This window comes from Burkholderia pyrrocinia (assembly GCF_018417535.1).
GTDB lineage: Bacteria > Pseudomonadota > Gammaproteobacteria > Burkholderiales > Burkholderiaceae > Burkholderia > Burkholderia pyrrocinia_E.
Window position 1 is genome coordinate 1405757 of the sequence record NZ_CP070978.1, and the last position, 15949, is coordinate 1421705.

Annotated in this window: 14 protein-coding genes; 6 read left to right on the top strand and 8 right to left on the bottom strand. The window is 59.2% G+C overall.

Going from position 1 to position 15949, the window contains the following annotated elements:
- Positions 1 to 6: 6 nt before the first annotated feature.
- The gene (locus tag JYG32_RS24350) at positions 7 to 1581 is read left to right on the top strand and encodes a DHA2 family efflux MFS transporter permease subunit (protein WP_213267252.1); all 1575 of its coding nucleotides are present in this window, start codon (positions 7 to 9) and stop codon (positions 1579 to 1581) included.
- Positions 1582 to 1591: 10 nt separating this feature from the next.
- Positions 1592 to 3034, top strand: coding sequence for an efflux transporter outer membrane subunit (locus tag JYG32_RS24355; protein WP_213267253.1), 1443 nt, complete (start codon positions 1592 to 1594; stop codon positions 3032 to 3034).
- A gap of 93 nt (positions 3035 to 3127) precedes the next feature.
- Here the strand turns inward: JYG32_RS24355 and yfcF are convergent, their stop codons facing one another.
- Positions 3128 to 3760, bottom strand: coding sequence for a glutathione transferase (gene yfcF, locus JYG32_RS24360; protein WP_213267254.1), 633 nt, complete (start codon positions 3758 to 3760; stop codon positions 3128 to 3130).
- 139 nt (positions 3761 to 3899) lie between these two features.
- Positions 3900 to 4310 (bottom strand): TIGR02594 family protein, encoded by a 411-nt coding sequence (locus JYG32_RS24365; protein WP_213267255.1) that lies wholly within the window; start codon positions 4308 to 4310, stop codon positions 3900 to 3902.
- 191 nt (positions 4311 to 4501) lie between these two features.
- Between JYG32_RS24365 and JYG32_RS24370 the strand changes: the two genes are divergently transcribed.
- The 3 genes from JYG32_RS24370 (at position 4502) to JYG32_RS24380 (ending at position 8107) form a co-directional block, all read left to right on the top strand.
- Entirely contained in the window at positions 4502 to 5413 is a 912-nt protein-coding gene (locus JYG32_RS24370; protein ID WP_213267256.1) for a LysR substrate-binding domain-containing protein, read from the top strand.
- Positions 5414 to 5536: 123 nt separating this feature from the next.
- The gene (locus JYG32_RS24375) at positions 5537 to 6853 is read left to right on the top strand and encodes an MFS transporter (RefSeq protein WP_213267257.1); all 1317 of its coding nucleotides are present in this window, start codon (positions 5537 to 5539) and stop codon (positions 6851 to 6853) included.
- Positions 6854 to 6865: 12 nt separating this feature from the next.
- Positions 6866 to 8107 carry a metal-dependent hydrolase family protein gene (locus JYG32_RS24380; RefSeq protein ID WP_213267258.1) on the top strand — a complete coding sequence of 414 codons (1242 nt, stop codon included), beginning with the start codon at positions 6866 to 6868 and terminating at the stop codon, positions 8105 to 8107.
- A gap of 242 nt (positions 8108 to 8349) precedes the next feature.
- Here the strand turns inward: JYG32_RS24380 and JYG32_RS39075 are convergent, their stop codons facing one another.
- The 3 genes from JYG32_RS39075 to JYG32_RS24395 all read right to left on the bottom strand — a co-directional run bounded on the left by JYG32_RS39075 (position 8350) and on the right by JYG32_RS24395 (position 10190).
- Positions 8350 to 8832 (bottom strand): hypothetical protein, encoded by a 483-nt coding sequence (locus JYG32_RS39075; protein ID WP_249744865.1) that lies wholly within the window; start codon positions 8830 to 8832, stop codon positions 8350 to 8352.
- Between the two features lie 210 nt (positions 8833 to 9042).
- Positions 9043 to 9579, bottom strand: a complete 537-nt coding sequence (locus tag JYG32_RS24390; protein WP_213267259.1) for a YrhB domain-containing protein — start codon at positions 9577 to 9579, stop codon at positions 9043 to 9045.
- A gap of 227 nt (positions 9580 to 9806) precedes the next feature.
- Complete coding sequence (locus JYG32_RS24395; protein WP_213267466.1) at positions 9807 to 10190, bottom strand: ATP-dependent protease; 384 nt, start codon at positions 10188 to 10190, stop codon at positions 9807 to 9809.
- A 547-nt stretch (positions 10191 to 10737) separates the two neighbouring features.
- Here JYG32_RS24395 and JYG32_RS24400 point away from each other — a divergent pair.
- Positions 10738 to 11574: a hypothetical protein gene (locus tag JYG32_RS24400; RefSeq protein ID WP_213267260.1), complete on the top strand. Its 837-nt coding sequence runs from the start codon at positions 10738 to 10740 to the stop codon at positions 11572 to 11574.
- Between the two features lie 550 nt (positions 11575 to 12124).
- Here the strand turns inward: JYG32_RS24400 and JYG32_RS24405 are convergent.
- From JYG32_RS24405 to JYG32_RS24415, 3 genes are all read right to left on the bottom strand, one after another.
- Positions 12125 to 13051 carry a DUF4435 domain-containing protein gene (locus JYG32_RS24405; RefSeq protein ID WP_213267261.1) on the bottom strand — a complete coding sequence of 309 codons (927 nt, stop codon included), beginning with the start codon at positions 13049 to 13051 and terminating at the stop codon, positions 12125 to 12127.
- A gap of 4 nt (positions 13052 to 13055) precedes the next feature.
- Positions 13056 to 14504, bottom strand: coding sequence for an AAA family ATPase (locus JYG32_RS24410; RefSeq protein WP_213267262.1), 1449 nt, complete (start codon positions 14502 to 14504; stop codon positions 13056 to 13058).
- 559 nt (positions 14505 to 15063) lie between these two features.
- Complete coding sequence (locus tag JYG32_RS24415) at positions 15064 to 15852, bottom strand: hypothetical protein (RefSeq protein ID WP_213267263.1); 789 nt, start codon at positions 15850 to 15852, stop codon at positions 15064 to 15066.
- Positions 15853 to 15949 lie beyond the last annotated feature (97 nt).

Below are 15949 nucleotides of genomic sequence, written 5' to 3' on the forward strand. Positions count from 1 at the left end.
CCGACGATGACCACCGCGTTTTCCGGCGACCCCGCGTCGCAACCGACCAGGCAGCGCGTATTCGCGTTCGCGCTGATGTGCGTCGGCTTCTTCATGGCGACGCTCGACATCCAGATCGTCGCGTCGTCGCTGCGCGACATCGGCGGCGGCTTGTCCGCGAGCCAGGACGAGCTGTCGTGGGTGCAGACGGCCTACCTGATCGCCGAGATCATCGTGATCCCGATGTCGGGCTGGCTGTCGAAGGTGATGTCGACGCGCTGGCTGTTCGTCGCGTCGGCCGTCGGCTTCACGATCACCAGCATGCTGTGCGGGCTCGCGTGGGACATCAACTCGATGATCCTGTTTCGCGGGCTGCAGGGCGCGCTCGGCGCCGCGATGATCCCGACCGTGTTCACCACCGCGTTCGTGCTGTTCCCCGGCAAGCAGCGGCTGATCGCGTCGACCACCATCGGCGCGCTCGCGTCGCTCGCGCCGGCGATCGGCCCCGTGATCGGCGGCTGGATCACCGATCAATGGTCGTGGCACTGGCTGTTCTACCTGAACCTCGTGCCGGGTATCGCCGTGGCCGCACTCGTGCCGCGCTACGTGCATATCGACGAACCCGACCTCAGCCTCATCAAGCGCGGCGACTATCTCGGCATCGTACTGATGTCGGGCTTCCTCGGCTGCCTCGAATACGTGCTGGAAGAAGGCCCGCGCAAGAACTGGTTCGGCGACGACGCGATCGTCATCTGCGCATGGATCTCCGGCATCTGCGGCTTCCTGTTCATCGTGCATGCGCTGACCGCAGAAGATCCGATCGTCGACCTGCGCGCGCTCGCCGTGCGCAACTTCGGGATCGGCAGCCTGCTGTCGTTCGTGACCGGCATCGGGATCTTCGTGACCGTGTTCCTGACACCGCTGTTTCTTGCGCAGGTACGTGCGTTCAGCTCGCTGCAGATCGGCATGGCGCTGCTGTCGGTCGGCGCGTTCCAGTTGCTCGCGCTTTGCGTGTATGCGTTCGCGGCGCGCTACTTCAGCATGCGCGCGCTGCTCGTGTTCGGGCTCATCTGCTTCGGTCTCGGCTGCTACCTGTACACGCCGATCACGCACGATTGGGGCTGGCGGGAGCTGCTGCTGCCGCAGGCGCTGCGCGGAATCGGCCAGCAGTTCAGCGTGCCGCCGATCGTGACGATGGCGCTCGGCTCTCTGCCGCAGTCGCGGCTGAAATCGGCGAGCGGGCTGTTCAACCTGATGCGCAATCTCGGCGGGGCGATCGGCATCGCGGTGAGCGCGACGATGCTCAACGACCGGCTGAACTTCCACTACCTGCGCCTGAACGAGCACGTGAGCGCAGGCGAGCCGCAGATCGCGTCGCTGCTCGACCATCAGGCCGCGTACTGGACGGCTGTTGCGGGCAATACGCTGAACACCGCGCAGGCCGGGCTCGCGAACCTGCATCGGCTGATTTATCGCGAAGCGCTGACGCTCACCTATGCGGATGCGTACTACGCGCTGTCGCTGTGCTTCGTCGTCGCGCTGCTTGCCGTCGTGTTTTCCAAACCCATTACTTTGAACGCGCCGCCGCCGGACGCGCACTGAGATCTTCATCATGAAAAAGCTACTCGTCGCCGTTGCCGTCAGCGTGTTCGCCGCAGGGTGTGCGGTGCAGCCCGCGCAGCATCCGGCGCTGCCCGAATCCGTGCAGACGCTCGCGCCCACCGCATGGGATACCGACGTGCCGCGCGCGGACATCGACGCCGCCGCATGGTGGGCGCAATTCCACGATCCCGTGCTCGACCGGCTGATCGCAACCGTGCTCGACGGCAACCTCGACCTGCAAGCCGCCGCCGAACGCGTGAAGCAGGCGCAGGCGCTGACCGTTCAAAAGCGCGCGGTGCTGTTGCCCGAACTCGACGCAACCGCGCATGCGGCCGACGCGCGCCAGAACACGCCGCCGCCGCTCGGCTATGTGCGGCAGGCCGGCGTGGGGCTCGCGCTGAGCTGGTCGCCCGACGTGTTCGGCGGCGAACGGCTCGATCTGCTCGCCGCGCAGGCCGAGCTCGTCGGGCAGAAACATGCGGAAGATGCGATGCGGCTCGCGCTCGCGGCCGATGCGGCATCCGCGTATGTCGATCTGCGCTGGGCGCAGCAGGAACTGAAGATCCTGCAGGACAACGCGAAGATCCGGCAGCACGCGCTCGAACTCACGCGCAAGCGGCAGGCGTTCGGGCTGTCGACGGAACTCGACGTCACGCGCGCGCAGAACCAGCTCGATGCGCTCGAAGCGCGGATTCCGCCGACGCAGGCGCAGATTTCGCATCAGCTCAATCTGATTGCCGTGTATTCGGGGCGGACGCCGGAGTCGGTCGATCGGCTTGTGTTGGTGCAGGCTGGTGAAATTCCTGCGCCGCCGGTTGGTGCGCCGGGGACGTTGCCTTCGCAGGCTCTGTTGCGGCGGCCCGATGTGCTGACTGCTTATGCGCAGGTCGAGCGGCGTGCTGCGCAAGTGGGGGGCGCGAAGGCCGAGCGGTATCCGAAGTTTTCGCTGAATTTGACGGACGGGATTCTGGCAGCGTCGTATCTTGGGTTGCCTACGTTGACCGACAACCTGTTCAGCGCGGCGTTGAGCGCGACGAGCCCGATCTTCAATGCGGGACGCATCACGGCCGATATCACGCAGAGCGAAAGCCGGATGCGCGAGTCGGAACTCGGGTTAAGGCAGACGATGCTTCAGGCGTTGAGGGAAGTCGAGGATGCACGTGCGAATCTCGTCAGCTCCGATGAGGCGACGCGGCGGCTCGGTAGTGCATTGGCGGCTTCCGACAAGGCGCTTGGGTTGGCGAATCAGCTCTATAAGGGGGGCGCGACGGATTTTCTGGACGTGCTGTCCGCGCAGGAGGTGTATCTGCGGGATTCGGATTCGCTCAATCAGGTCAAGCGCGAGCATGCGCTGGCAGCGGTCGCGCTTTATCGGTCGCTTGGGGGTGGGTGGAGCAGGAATGGTGCAGCGATTGGGCCGGAGATGGAGACGGAGGCTGTGGCGAAGAATTGAAGCCAGTGCCTGATACGAATGCAGGCCGTGTCGACGGCCTGAACCTTTACGCAAGCGCGGCCGCCCGGTTCCACCGGCGCGACCGCGTTCAAGTTACAGCGGCGGACGCTTCAGCTTCACCCAGCGCTGCACCGACGCCCGCTCCCACTGCGCACGCGCATAGTCGGCGAGACGCTGCGGCACCGGATCGTCATTCAGCACCAGACGGTTCAGCATCACCGCCAGATCGACATCGGCAATGCTCCACTCGCCGAACAGGTTTGCCGCGCCCGGCGCGAGCAGCTTGTCGGCGGCCGCGAACAGCTTCTGCGCGGCAGCCTGCGCCAGACTCGACAGCGGCTCGCTCGTCGGGCCGTAGAACAGCACTTCGGTCGACCGCTCCGTGCGGATCGGCATCAGGTCGCTGCGCAACCACGCCTGCACCTGACGCGCCCGTGCGCGCTGGCGCGGATCGGCCGGATAGAGCCGCGTGCCCGGGAAAGTCTCGTCGAGATACTCGGTAATCGCCGACGATTCCGACAGCGCGAAATCGTCGTGCACGAGCGTCGGCACGCGTTGCGTCAGCGACGTCGCCGCATAGTCGGGCGCGAAATGCGCGCGGTTGCCGAGATCGACGGTCACCAGTTCGTACGGCAGTCCTTTTTCCTCGAGGGCGACGAAGACCGACATCGCGTAAGGGCTCGTGTATTGCGCATCCGCGTAGAGACGGAGATTACCGGTTTGCACTGCAGGCTCCTTGTGGGGGCGGAGGTTCCGTGGGCTTGCGCGCCGACGAGCTCCGCGTGGGTCAATGCGGTGTGTGCGACAGATTAGCAGCGGCGGAAAAGGCGGTGTTTGAAGTTTTGTTGGCGTTGCGGCGGCGTGGTCATCCGGCGTCGGGCCAGCGGTATCCGATCACTTCGTTCAGCGGGTAGGCGAGTTCGCGTACTTCTTCCAACTGGTTGCCGCCGAACAGATGCACGTGTTCGTTGTCGTGACGCAGATAGAACCCGACATGCCCTTTCCAGCTTGCGGGATCATCGCGCGTCAGGATCGCGATGCAGCCGTAGACCGGACGCTCCAGCGGCCGGCCCCATTCGAGCCACGAGCGCGCGAGTGCGGAGCCCGTGCCGCGAATGCCGGCGTGCGTCATGCACCAGTTGACGAACGACGAGCACCAGGAAATCTTGTCGTCATAGCCGACCAGGTTCGTCTGGTTGTTGTATTCGACGATGCGCGAGTTGATGCTGCCGGGCGGGTGGCGACGGATGCCGAGTTCGGCTAGGGCGACGGGCATCCAGGGTGGATGGGCTGTCTCCGGTTTGCTCTCAGGGTTCGATCGGGTCACGTCGTTCTCGGGCGAGTGCCAGTGTGATTTCGCTCAATCTTCGCATGAATATGGCGCATCCGCAGCGCCCTTCCCGCCTTGTGATTTCCTTTCGATCCACCCGTATCATGTCGGCAGCGCCATCGACTCCCCCGCCCGCCATGCGTATCACGCCTCTGCCGCCCCTCCAGTGCCTCGTCGCGTTCGAAGCCGCCGTGCGGCACGCAAGCTTCACGAAAGCCGCCGCCGAACTGCATCTGACCCAAAGCGCGATCAGCCGCCAGATCCAGCAGCTCGAGGAATTCCTCGGCCGCTCGCTGTTCGTCCGCGAGCATCGTTCGTTGCGGCTGACGATCGCCGGCGAGCAATACGCGACACAGGTCCACCACCTGCTCACCCAATGCGCGGAAGCCACGCAAGACGTGATGAAGCCGTATGGCGACCTCGAACTGACGATCGCGTGCTCGTCCGGCGTCGCGCTCCTATGGCTTACGCCTCGACTGCCGAACTTCCGCACCGCGTATCCGAACATCAAGCTGCGCCTGATCGTGCGCGACGGCCTTGCGTCGATGTCGCCCGCGGAATTCGACGTCGGCGTTTACTACGTGCGCCAGCAAGCGCCGGCCGAATACACCGCGCGCCGGCTGTTCGACGAGGAAGTGTTTCCCGTCTGCGCGCCCGGCTATCTGGCCGGCCGCACGCTCGACGCGGCCGATCTCGCAAACGAGACGCTGTTGCGCCTCGAGGACGGGCAGCGCCAATGGATGTCCTGGTCCGAATGGTTCGACATGAACGACGTCGACCGGCAGAAGGCGCAGCCGCAGGACATCACGATCAACTCCTATCCGCAGATCGTGCAGATGACCATTCTCGGCCAGGGCGTGTCGCTCGGCTGGCGCTACATGATCGACGCATGCATCGAAGCCGGCCTGCTCGTACGCGTAACGGAAGCGTCCGCGAGCCACGGCGGCGGCTATTACGTGATCTCGCCCAACGACCGCGCGCAGAACCAGGCCGCCCGCCTGTTCACGCGCTGGCTGTTCGAACAGGCGGAGAAGCAGATCGCGCCGTGAGCGCGATGCATGCGTACAGCGCATGCGTGCATGCGAATCTTTCGTTTCAGAAAAAAATCCGGCTGTCCTTAGCATGGGATTCACGCGGGGCAGCCGTCCCGTCTTCTGACAAAGGAAGAGACCATGCAAGGAACGCTTTCCCCGCGCGCCGCGCCTTCCATCGATGCGGCGGTGCAGCAGCGCCGCCGCGCCATCGTCGCGACCGTGATCGGCAACGGCCTCGAATGGTTCGACTTCACCGTCTACAGCTTCTTCGCGGTGATCATCGCGAAGCTGTTCTTTCCGACCGGCAACGAACTGACGTCCGTGCTGCTGACCGTCGCGACGTTCGGCGTCGGCTTCTTCATGCGGCCGGTGGGCGGCATCGTGCTCGGCGTCTATGCGGACAAGGTGGGACGCAAGGCCGCGCTATCGCTCACCATCCTGCTGATGGCGGCCGGCACCGCGCTCATCGGGATCGCGCCGACCTACGAACAGGCCGGCATCGCCGCGCCGCTGCTGATCGTCGTCGCGCGGCTGCTGCAAGGCTTCTCGGCCGGCGGCGAGATGGGCGGCGCCACCGCGTTCCTCACCGAATACGCGCCGCCGGAGAAACGCGCGTATTACTCGAGCTGGATCCAGTCGAGCATCGGTTTCGCGGTGCTGCTCGGCGCGGCGACCGGCACGTTCGTCACGACGTCGCTCGACGCGCAGGCGCTGCATAGCTGGGGCTGGCGGCTGCCGTTCCTGCTCGGGATCATCGTCGGGCCGGTCGGTTACTTCATCCGCAGCCATATCGACGAGACGCCCGCGTTCAGTGCCGTCGAAGCGCAGGCGAAGGAAAGCTCCCCGCTGAAGGAAGTACTGTCCACCTACCCGCGCGAGACGTTCGCAAGCTTTTCGATGGTCATCCTGTGGACCGTCTGCACCTACGTACTGCTCTTCTACATGCCGACGTATTCCGTGCGCACGCTGCATCTGCCGCAGTCGACCGGGTTCGCGGCCGGCATGGTCGGCGGGCTGATGATCATGTGCTGCTCGCCGATCGTCGGCAGGCTCGCCGACGTGTGGGGGCGCCGCGTGTTCCTGTCCGGCTCGGCGCTCGCGATCCTCGTGCTTGCGTGGCCGATGTTCGCGTGGATCAACCATGCGCCCGGGTTCGCGTCGCTGATCGTGTTCCAGGCCGTGTTCGGCGTGCTGATCGCGACCTATACCGGGCCGATCCTCGCGGCGTTTGCGGAGTTGTTTCCGACCAAGGTGCTGTCGACGGGGCTTTCCGTTGCGTACAACTTCGCGGTGACGATCTTCGGCGGGTTCGCGCCGTTCCTGATTACGTGGCTTATCGCCCGCACCGGCAGCAATATGGCGCCCGCCTTCTACGTGATCCTCGCGGCGGCAGTCAGTTTCGTCGGGACGCGCTTCGTGAAGGATGCGAAGCGGGCTGCCTCCATGACTCGATAAGGATATTTCCCCATGACCATTACCGTGCTTCAAGGCGGCAACGTTCTCGACCTCGAACGAGGCGTGTTGCTCGAACATCATCATGTCGTGATCGACGGCGAGCGGATTGTCGAAATCACCGATCGACCGGTGGATTTTCCGAATGCTCAGGTGATCGACGTGCGCGGCAAGACCGTGATGCCGGGGTTCATCGATTGTCACGTGCACGTGCTCGCTTCGAATGCGAATCTCGGCGCAAATGCGGTGCAGCCGAATATTCTCGCGGCGATCCGGTCATTGCCGATTCTCGATGCGATGTTGTCGCGTGGGTTTACCAGTGTGCGGGATGCCGGGGGGGCGGATTGGGGGTTGATGCAGGCGGTCGAGACGGGGCTGGTTTCGGGGCCGCGGATTTTTCCGTCGGGGAAGGCGTTGTCGCAGACCGGCGGGCATGGGGATTTTCGGCCTCGGGGGGATTTGCTGGAGCCCTGTTCGTGCTGTTTTCGGACGGGGGCGATTGCGCGGGTCGTGGATGGCGTTGAAGGTGTGCGGCTCGCCGTGCGCGAAGAGATTCAGAAAGGCGCGACGCAGATCAAGATCATGGCTTCCGGTGGGGTTGCTTCGCCGACTGATCCGATTGCCAACACGCAGTATTCGGAGGACGAGATTCGGGCCATCGTCGATGAAGCCGAAGCCGCGAATACTTATGTGATGGCGCATGCGTATACGGGGCGGGCGATTGCGCGGGCTGTGCGATGCGGGGTAAGGACGATCGAGCACGGGAACCTCGTGGATGAAGCAGCCGCGAAGCTCATGCATGAGCATGGGGCGTTTGTGGTGCCTACGCTTGTTACTTATGACGCGCTTGCAAAACATGGAGCGGAGTTCGGGATGCCGGCGGACTCCGTGGCAAAGGTGGCTTCCGTGCAGCAGAAAGGACGCGAGTCGCTGGAGATCTATGCGAAGGCCGGGGTGAAGATGGGGTTCGGGTCGGATCTGCTTGGGGAAATGCACTCATTTCAATCCGGCGAATTTCGGATTCGGGCTGAGGTGCTGGGGAATCTGGAAGCGCTCAGGTCGGCGACGACGGTGGCGGCGGAGATCGTGAATATGACGGGGCAACTGGGCGTCGTCGCCGCCGGTGCGATTGCCGACATGGTCGTGCTCGACGGAAACCCGCTCAACGATATCGGCGTCGTGGCCGGTGAAGGCGAACACGTCGCTTATGTGCTGCAGCGCGGGCGGATCGTGAAGGCGCGGGACGGCGCGCGTTGAGACGTCGTTTGCGCGCGCACGCTGACATTCAAGTCATCGCTTGAATCCGGATGCATTCGATTGTTTCGACACGCGTGGCGCGGCCTCACGTGCCTTGCGGTCGTGACAGTTGTTGAAGGTGGCTGTGAGCGCGAATCGCACTATTCGAGACCATGGCCGGGGCAGTTCGCCCCGGCAGTCAGTCGCGTTCGTGCAAAGCTTTCGATGCACCCGCAAGGGCCGCGCAAAGCGGCCCTTGCTGTTTATTTCGCCTCGTCTTCCTGGGCAGCCTCGCCGTAAGGCTGCTCTCGCCAGTTCAGCGCGCTGTGGTCTGGCGTGATGGTGATCTTTCGGAGATCAAAATTGAACTCGAGATAGACGCGATCGCCCGGTTTGAATCCGAACATCTCGAAATGCGCGTCGATGGCGCGCATCCATCGCATGTACGGTTGGCCATCCTGCGGAAGGTCAGGCTTGTTGTCGAGGGTCAGCTCAACCTCGGGGTACAGTTTGCGCTTCTTGGGACGTGACTTACTATAGGCGTTAGCCATTTCCGACTCCTGCATTGAGTTGGTGGTGGTCAGCGGGTCGTATGGGTTGCCGCCCATGCGGCCCGCGCTTTTTGTTGCCGTGGATTTCTCTACTCTCTCCCCCTTCGCTGCGTCTTGTTGGGCAAGACGGATTTTTCGACCATCGGTGCGAAGGGTGCTGCGACCAACTCCGATGGGCGAGAAGCAAGGCTTCATGACCAGTGTAGTCGCGCTGGCATCTCAGAAATGGGGAGTTGGGGGGGATTGGCCGTTAGGCAGAGGGATGGGCGGGATGCGGGATTGAGGCATCCTCTGTGCCCTTCGAGTCGCTAAGGCTGGCCGGTTCTGGGCCATTTCAATCGTGGGAAACGGCGACCCTGAACTGCCCTTCGAATCGACCGTAAGCGGTCATCCATCGACCGATCGCTAGCGCCGGGTGCTGCGATACGTGACGACCCCGTGAAAGCCGACCTCCGCAAGGTCAATCACGAGTTGCTTGGCCGATGCTACGTCCTTCGTCTCGATCACGGTCTCACGCGCCGCAAGACATCGATCGACTGAATTCTTTGCCTCCGCGAGACCCATGTGTGAATGCTGGCGAATCAACCGCGTCGCTTGAACCTTATTCGCCCCGGCCGACCATCGCGTTAGACGAATCTGCGACTCTTCATATCCGTTAGGATCTCCGCACGCACGGTAGGCTTGGATGGACTCGGTAATTGGCCTGTGATAGCTGACGGAAATGGCCCAGCCATCGTCCCGGCTGACAAACAATGGTGCATTTCCCGCCAGGCTATCCCGAACGTCACCTGTCTCAAGGAAACGCGATGATTGATAATAGAAGACCCAACCGACATCGAACTCACGGGTTGCCGCATCGATGATGGTAATGCCGACCGCCCCGGCCAAAGATGAGAGGGTGCGGCGAGCCTGTTGCATCGCTTGTTCAAACGTCCAACTCATGTCGAGGCCATTCAGGACAGTAGGGAGTTTGCAAGTGTAGCAGCGGCTATTTTCGCCTTGATTGTCAGCAATTTAGGTCATTATGCCGAGTGGCTACTCATGGCCGAGCGAAAAGCTTGCTCTCCCTTAACGGATCGGTTGCAGCAACTGAGAGCCCAGCGCACCACGCGACCGGCCTGACTCAAGCCCCGCACCCAGCACGACTTGAGACCCCAATGGGGCGATGATCAGAGATCTCCACGCACTTCACCGGTTCCCAGCGCGCTACGCTGCCGGTTGACTTCCGCCCAAAGCTCATCGCTGTCGTCATTGCGCAGCACGACCATCCAGTCGAGTTGATTGTCCGTCACGCCGAAGTATTCCAGGATTTCCCGGCGAACCGCATCGACGAATTGCGCGTATTCCGGGGTTGCCTGGGCCTGCGCGTGCAAGGCGTCGTATGCTGCATCGTCCGCGCCGCCGCCGTGCTCGTCGATATAGCGCGAGATCCACTGGTCTCGTTCACGGTCGTAATCGGCCTCGGCACGCATCGCTTGCACAGCCGTGTAGAAATCCAATTGGGCAAACGCGGCGATCGCCGCCGTTGTCGCCTCGTCGAATGTAGTCGTCATTTCATCTCTCATGTCGGTCATGGCACATCATCGCATGGGCCGCACCGGGGCAGATGCCTCGAATCCGGACGGTGCAACACGCCGCCTGGCGCCGACGTTTGCGCCAGAGCAAAGGCACTATGATCGGGAGGTTCACGCCTTCCAGTGGGCCTCTCATCGGGGACGCCCGGGCAACAGGACGCTCATTTTGCTGCACGGCAAGCACAGCGATGAAAACAACCGGGCGCGGCAGATTGCGGAACAAGTTTCGGGAGTATCGCCGCAAGCGTCACTGCGGCACTTAAGCGCCGGTGCGGGCGCTGGTCGCGAATGGCTCATGACGGCCGAACCGGACTCCGTCGGGTACCTCCCCGGTGGTCCGTTGGCGGCTCAAAACGACCCGAAGCGGGCCTACGTACTTGAGGGGAGGCGATGGCCGGTTCTAAGGTATAACGGTCGTGCGCACTGCACGCCTGCGGGCAGCTAGGAGCGGTCGCTGGGCGAACGGCGGTACCTACCGAAGCCCATCCTTGTATTCTCGGCGACGCATCGAACAATGGACCGACACATGGGATACAAATTTAAAAGCGCGGTTCTTATGGCGTATCTCTCGCATGAAGCTTCGGCGCGGTTTCCCGAGTATTTCGCCTCGGTGGCACTGGAGTTGAGCGAACAGGTCCGAGGTTACGACTTCACTGAAACAGCGCAAGACGGTCGAATCCACGTGAGGATGTTCGAACACAAACTCGAAGATGCGCAGAGATTCGTCGATTGGTCTGTCGAGATATGGAATCAAATTTGGCGTTCCGCCCACCGGTCCCGCAAGATTTCCACGGATGAGTGTCTTGCGAATACCGTGCTTCGAGACGGAGGTACGCCTCTCGAATCTCTCCTGATCATGTTTGAAAGTTGGCACGAGGGCAGTGAGTCGGACGATGGTCCTTACCTCTCGCTGATGAAGTATCCATTTCTCGAATTTTCGGAAGAACCATTTGCGACGATAGGGAATCTCTGTGCAGCTACTGGTTTGGCGGTTTTAGATCAGTTGATTGTGCACTTCAAGTCGAAAAACAAGGAACGTGTGTTGTACGAGTTGGGACTGGCATGGCAGTTCGCGTCGATTGCTCGTTGGAGCAACCATATGGAAATGGCCTTGTACTTCGAGATGGCGTCTAGCCGTGAGCGCATGGCGCGCGCTGCAAGAGCTCGGCATACGAAATCTCCGATCCAGATGGTGAAGCATGAGGTGCACGCACTGTGGCAGATGTGGGAGCAGTCTCCGTCAAAGTATCCAAGTGCAGCGGCCTTCGCTCGCGATATGTGCGACAAATGGCCTGACTTGCTCCATAGCGAGGTCGTTGTTGCTCGCTGGGTGCGGGACTGGAGAAAAAAGAAGGCGGGATAGTACCCTGCACGCAGGCTGCGCACCGAGCGAGCAACATGCACATCCTGCATGCACCGGGCTTCCACAACGCGACTCGTAGACAGACACTGACGACAAGATCAGTTCTATGAGGTCACAGGATGACAAAGATCCGAAAATCTTCGCCTCTGAAGAGACATGCAGTTCACGACCATACGCGAAAAGTGCCTTTGATAGAGTTAATGCGTCTGTTCGCAACGGAGTCGGTTGCGGTTAGGCTAAGCGTTCTGTTATGCGCGCTGTGTGTAGAAATCATCTTAAGCGCGTTGATGTGTTTGATACGTCTAAGCCTCGTCGCGACGCTCTTATTGACGACGAGTGAAGGCATAAAAGTGGCTCCTTGGTCGCCAGTTTATGCCTCGCACACAAAGTTTCGGATAGGCTCTATCACTTCGCAATTCCCCCGTTATGGCCCCCCCCTGATACTTTGACTATTCGGTCCGGTGCGGCCCGCGGAATTTCCCCAGCCGTCCGAGCCGAAAGCCCGGAGACCGAGATAGTCGTACAAACTGAGCAGGCCCTTCGGAGCCCACTACACGCCGTGCGCAGCGAATACACCGCGCACATTTCTATTCGGCGGCGGAAACTTATTCTTAAGTTTAATTAAGGTCTCATCGCCCAGCACCATCGCCCATTCTAGAGACGCCATCATCAGCCGATTCAATTCACTGGCATCCTCCAAGCACTTATTATTGAATCCGCTGAGCTGTAGTTTAGTTGACAGAGCAGCAAGCAAATCGTGTCCGTGAAGCCTTTTCCCAATGTCGAGGCGCTCTGCACGCACTCGAATCTCATCCATGATTGGGATTATTGATTCCTGTATCTCCCTGTGCGCCGCATTCTTGCTGGCAACCTGCTGCAAAAACGAATCCATTTTGAAATCCTTCTTCCTTGAGAAAAAGGCATTCATCTCTGGCAATGACCAACTTTTCCCCGAAATCGCGGCCCGAAATACGCACAACTGCTCAACCATCGCTTCAATAAACGGCATTACTTCGCCCGCCTTCTCCGCCGCATCTTGTCGGCCGAGGGCAATGGAAAAAAAACGTTCGAGAACCGATTTGTTCCACATGATAATTTCAGTCGAAGTTCCTGAAGTTCTTTCAAGTGGAGGATGCGGATCGGGAATATCAAGCAGGTAGTCCAAATCAGCATCAATGAGGAATAGGATTTGATGAGTCACGTCCTTCTTTTCGAAGAAATGCGACGCCGCTGCCTGCACTCTCTGGCGCTCGCCAGACGTTAAGCCTATTTTTTGCAGCAGATCATACGGAACATCGACCATATCAATTGGATACACCTGAACATCATTGATACCAAGGCTTTTAAGTGCGGCCCGATAAAAATCCCGATCGTAAATTCCTTCGACATACATTTCTCGAATACTCGGCTCTCTTTTAAGCCGCTCAGCGATTTCAGGAATTTGCTTTCGATAGGAAGCGGCAAGTACTGACTTCATGCTCTTAATCTTCTTGCTCTGTTTCGTAGACTGGCGTACTGTTGCGGGCGACAATGGGATCTAATTCAACCACCCGCTCAGAGTGTTGCGTGAGTAACTCGATTGAATGCGTAGCTATAATCATTTGATTATTTGAGGCGCCGCGAATGTCATTAATTGAGTCGATCAAATTACGCTGCCACTTTACATTCAGCGATATTTCAGGCTCATCGATAATAAACAGACTGGAGCTATCACTGGCAGAAAGAATGAGGCAGAAAATAAGAAGTAGTTGTTGCTCGCCGGATGACAGCTGCTCTACATTCAATTCAACATCATTCGGACCAGTGATTCTGAAGCCACCTGGAGGAATGTACTCAATATATTTGTACGAGAAAAAAAGATTCAAACCACGAATGAACGTCTCAATCGATCGCCGAATTGGCTCCATCGCATCAAGGCGAGCGCGTAGGGTCGCAACATATGGAACCAACAGTTCTTTAAGGATAATTTGGCTGGCACCAATAATTTTTCGCGATTTTGGAAGAACCGACTGGATATTGATTGCTGGCATCAAGCCCAGCGCCACGAATGGCCTATGACGGCGCTGCAAAAGATATAGCTCAGCCAGGAGAGATCGAAATCCTTCTCCATCCTTGGAATCTATGTCGGTATTTTGCTTGGAAATTCTTTTGAAGATTTCCGCGTAGATATCGTTGGTGTTTTTTGACCCCGTATTCGCAGCCCGGATTATCTGACGACGAAGGTAATTCGCACTTCGTTCCATTGCGTCTTTCAAGTACTGAGCACGAAGTTTCGATATTTCCTCTTCTTCGTCTTCTTTCGATTTGTGAATGCTGGAATATGCCCACGGCTCAATAGAGTCGCTAAGCACGCGCCTATCCGTTCCCAAAAAATATGGGCGAATTCCCAAATCCGCCAGCCCATCAATGTAAGACTTATGCCTCGCTTCGCTAAAACTGCTAGCTAGAGATTCGTATGCGTGGCGATAAACCATTGAGTCCTTGCGTGCCGAAATGCGCTCGGGAAATTTTGCGTTAAATTTCGCCGATGCTTTATTCTCTGCAACCGCCACTTCAACCCGCTCAGCGATCAATCTCGCCCTAGTGCGTTCCGGCGCGAAAAAGTAAATGATCGCCTTTTCGCTTGGTCTTTTTATTGAGAAAATTACCGGATAGCTCGTAACTGGCCCATCACGAACTGCGCTTACTACAGTTTCATCGGAAAGCACTACCTTAATCGATCGGAACGGAACAGCCGCAATTCGATGCAAGTGTCCCTTGTTCGGCGCGGCGGACAAAATATGGAAGAGCAACTTCTCTAGTGTTGTCTTCCCAGACCCGTTGTCGCCATAAAAGATTGCGAAATCATCTTCGCCGCGAACAGGTATCTGAAGATTATAAGTAAAAACATCGTGAAGTCGTTCTACTGTAAATTCTTTAATTTTTAGCATTTTTTACTGGCTCGATGTATCTTTTTTGGAACCCCGAATTTCTACCAAATTCTTTGAATGTACGTAGAAACCGATACTCGCGACATCGACTACATTTAACTCTACTCGTGATTCGTGACGAAACATTGAAGATCGCTTTTCACATCGAGGGTCGGCGCAGGAAGTGCGCACCTGTTATCTCGGAAATATGCCACAAAATGCGTCCGTATGGATACGTAACGTCTACCGCATTCGCTCATTCACATGCAGACTGGCGGAGCTCAACTCCGGTTTGAACTACCCGGGAGTCTGACAGCAGCGAAGCTGGCCACCGCCGCCGTAGGATGATGATCGCGTCAGCGGCAGCTTTGGCCGATATCAGGGGATGAGCGTCAGGCGGGTCACAAAACTGAACCGGCCGTTCAAGCGGCCATCCTGTAACTCAGACTGGCGACGGAAACTGGCCGAATCCGGTCATCGTGATATCCCCCCGGAATGGAGCAATCCGCGTAACTAGAGGACCTATGGCCGCAATCAAGTGCATTCCCAACACGCTCTGATGACGTCGGCGAACCGTTCCCTACTGAACGATTTCATCCACCATCGCTTGCGCTTCCGTCACAAGCCGTGAATAGCTCTTCTGCGCGGGGAGATGCTTCGCGAAACATTCCTGCCGCTGTTCCTCAGTCACTCGGTCGGCACCACAGGCCGCGATCCCCGGCACCGTCACGCCCCTCCAGAGGATATAAACCCGCTCCCCCTGCTTGACCGACACTGCCAACGTGTCCGGCCCATCCGGCACCCCGTCCTGGCTTCCCCCCAGCAGCAACGCCTTCACCACCGCATCAGTCGGCTTCCGCTTCACCGGCAGCTCGGCAAACCGGAACGCCGCAGCGTCATCACTGAACACGTCCGTATAAAACGTCTCGTTATCGAAGATAACGGCAACATCATCCGTCGACTTGAGCCCCGCATCCGCCGTCTTCGCCCAAGCCTTCAAAAGCGGCACCGTCGTAACAACGAGATTCACCTTCCCGTCATCCGACTTGAAGAACAGCCCGTCCGGCCCCGGCGTCATCCCGTCGTCAGGAACGGCGCTTTGCACGGTACTCCCCACCTTTCCGGAAAACCCTTTCGCCTTGCCCGTCCCGACAAGCTTTACCAGCTTCGCATTCAATTCGGCCGTGTATTTCTTGTCCAGATCCGCCCGATCTTCCATCCGGGCCGCATTCACTGCCTCGGCAGCCTTCTTCCGATCCGCGAGATAAGAATCGGTCGGCGACGTAACCGCCTTCGCCCCGACGACAGCGATCAGAGCCAGGAGCACAACCGCCCCCACCGCAACTTTCAGTTTGGAAATGCTTTTCATTCTTCTATGACGTCCCGAAACCAAGCCCGAATGTAAAACGGCTGCCGTGAACCCACGGCAGCCGCCCCTCAGAAACGCCTCATTCTAAAACGCAACG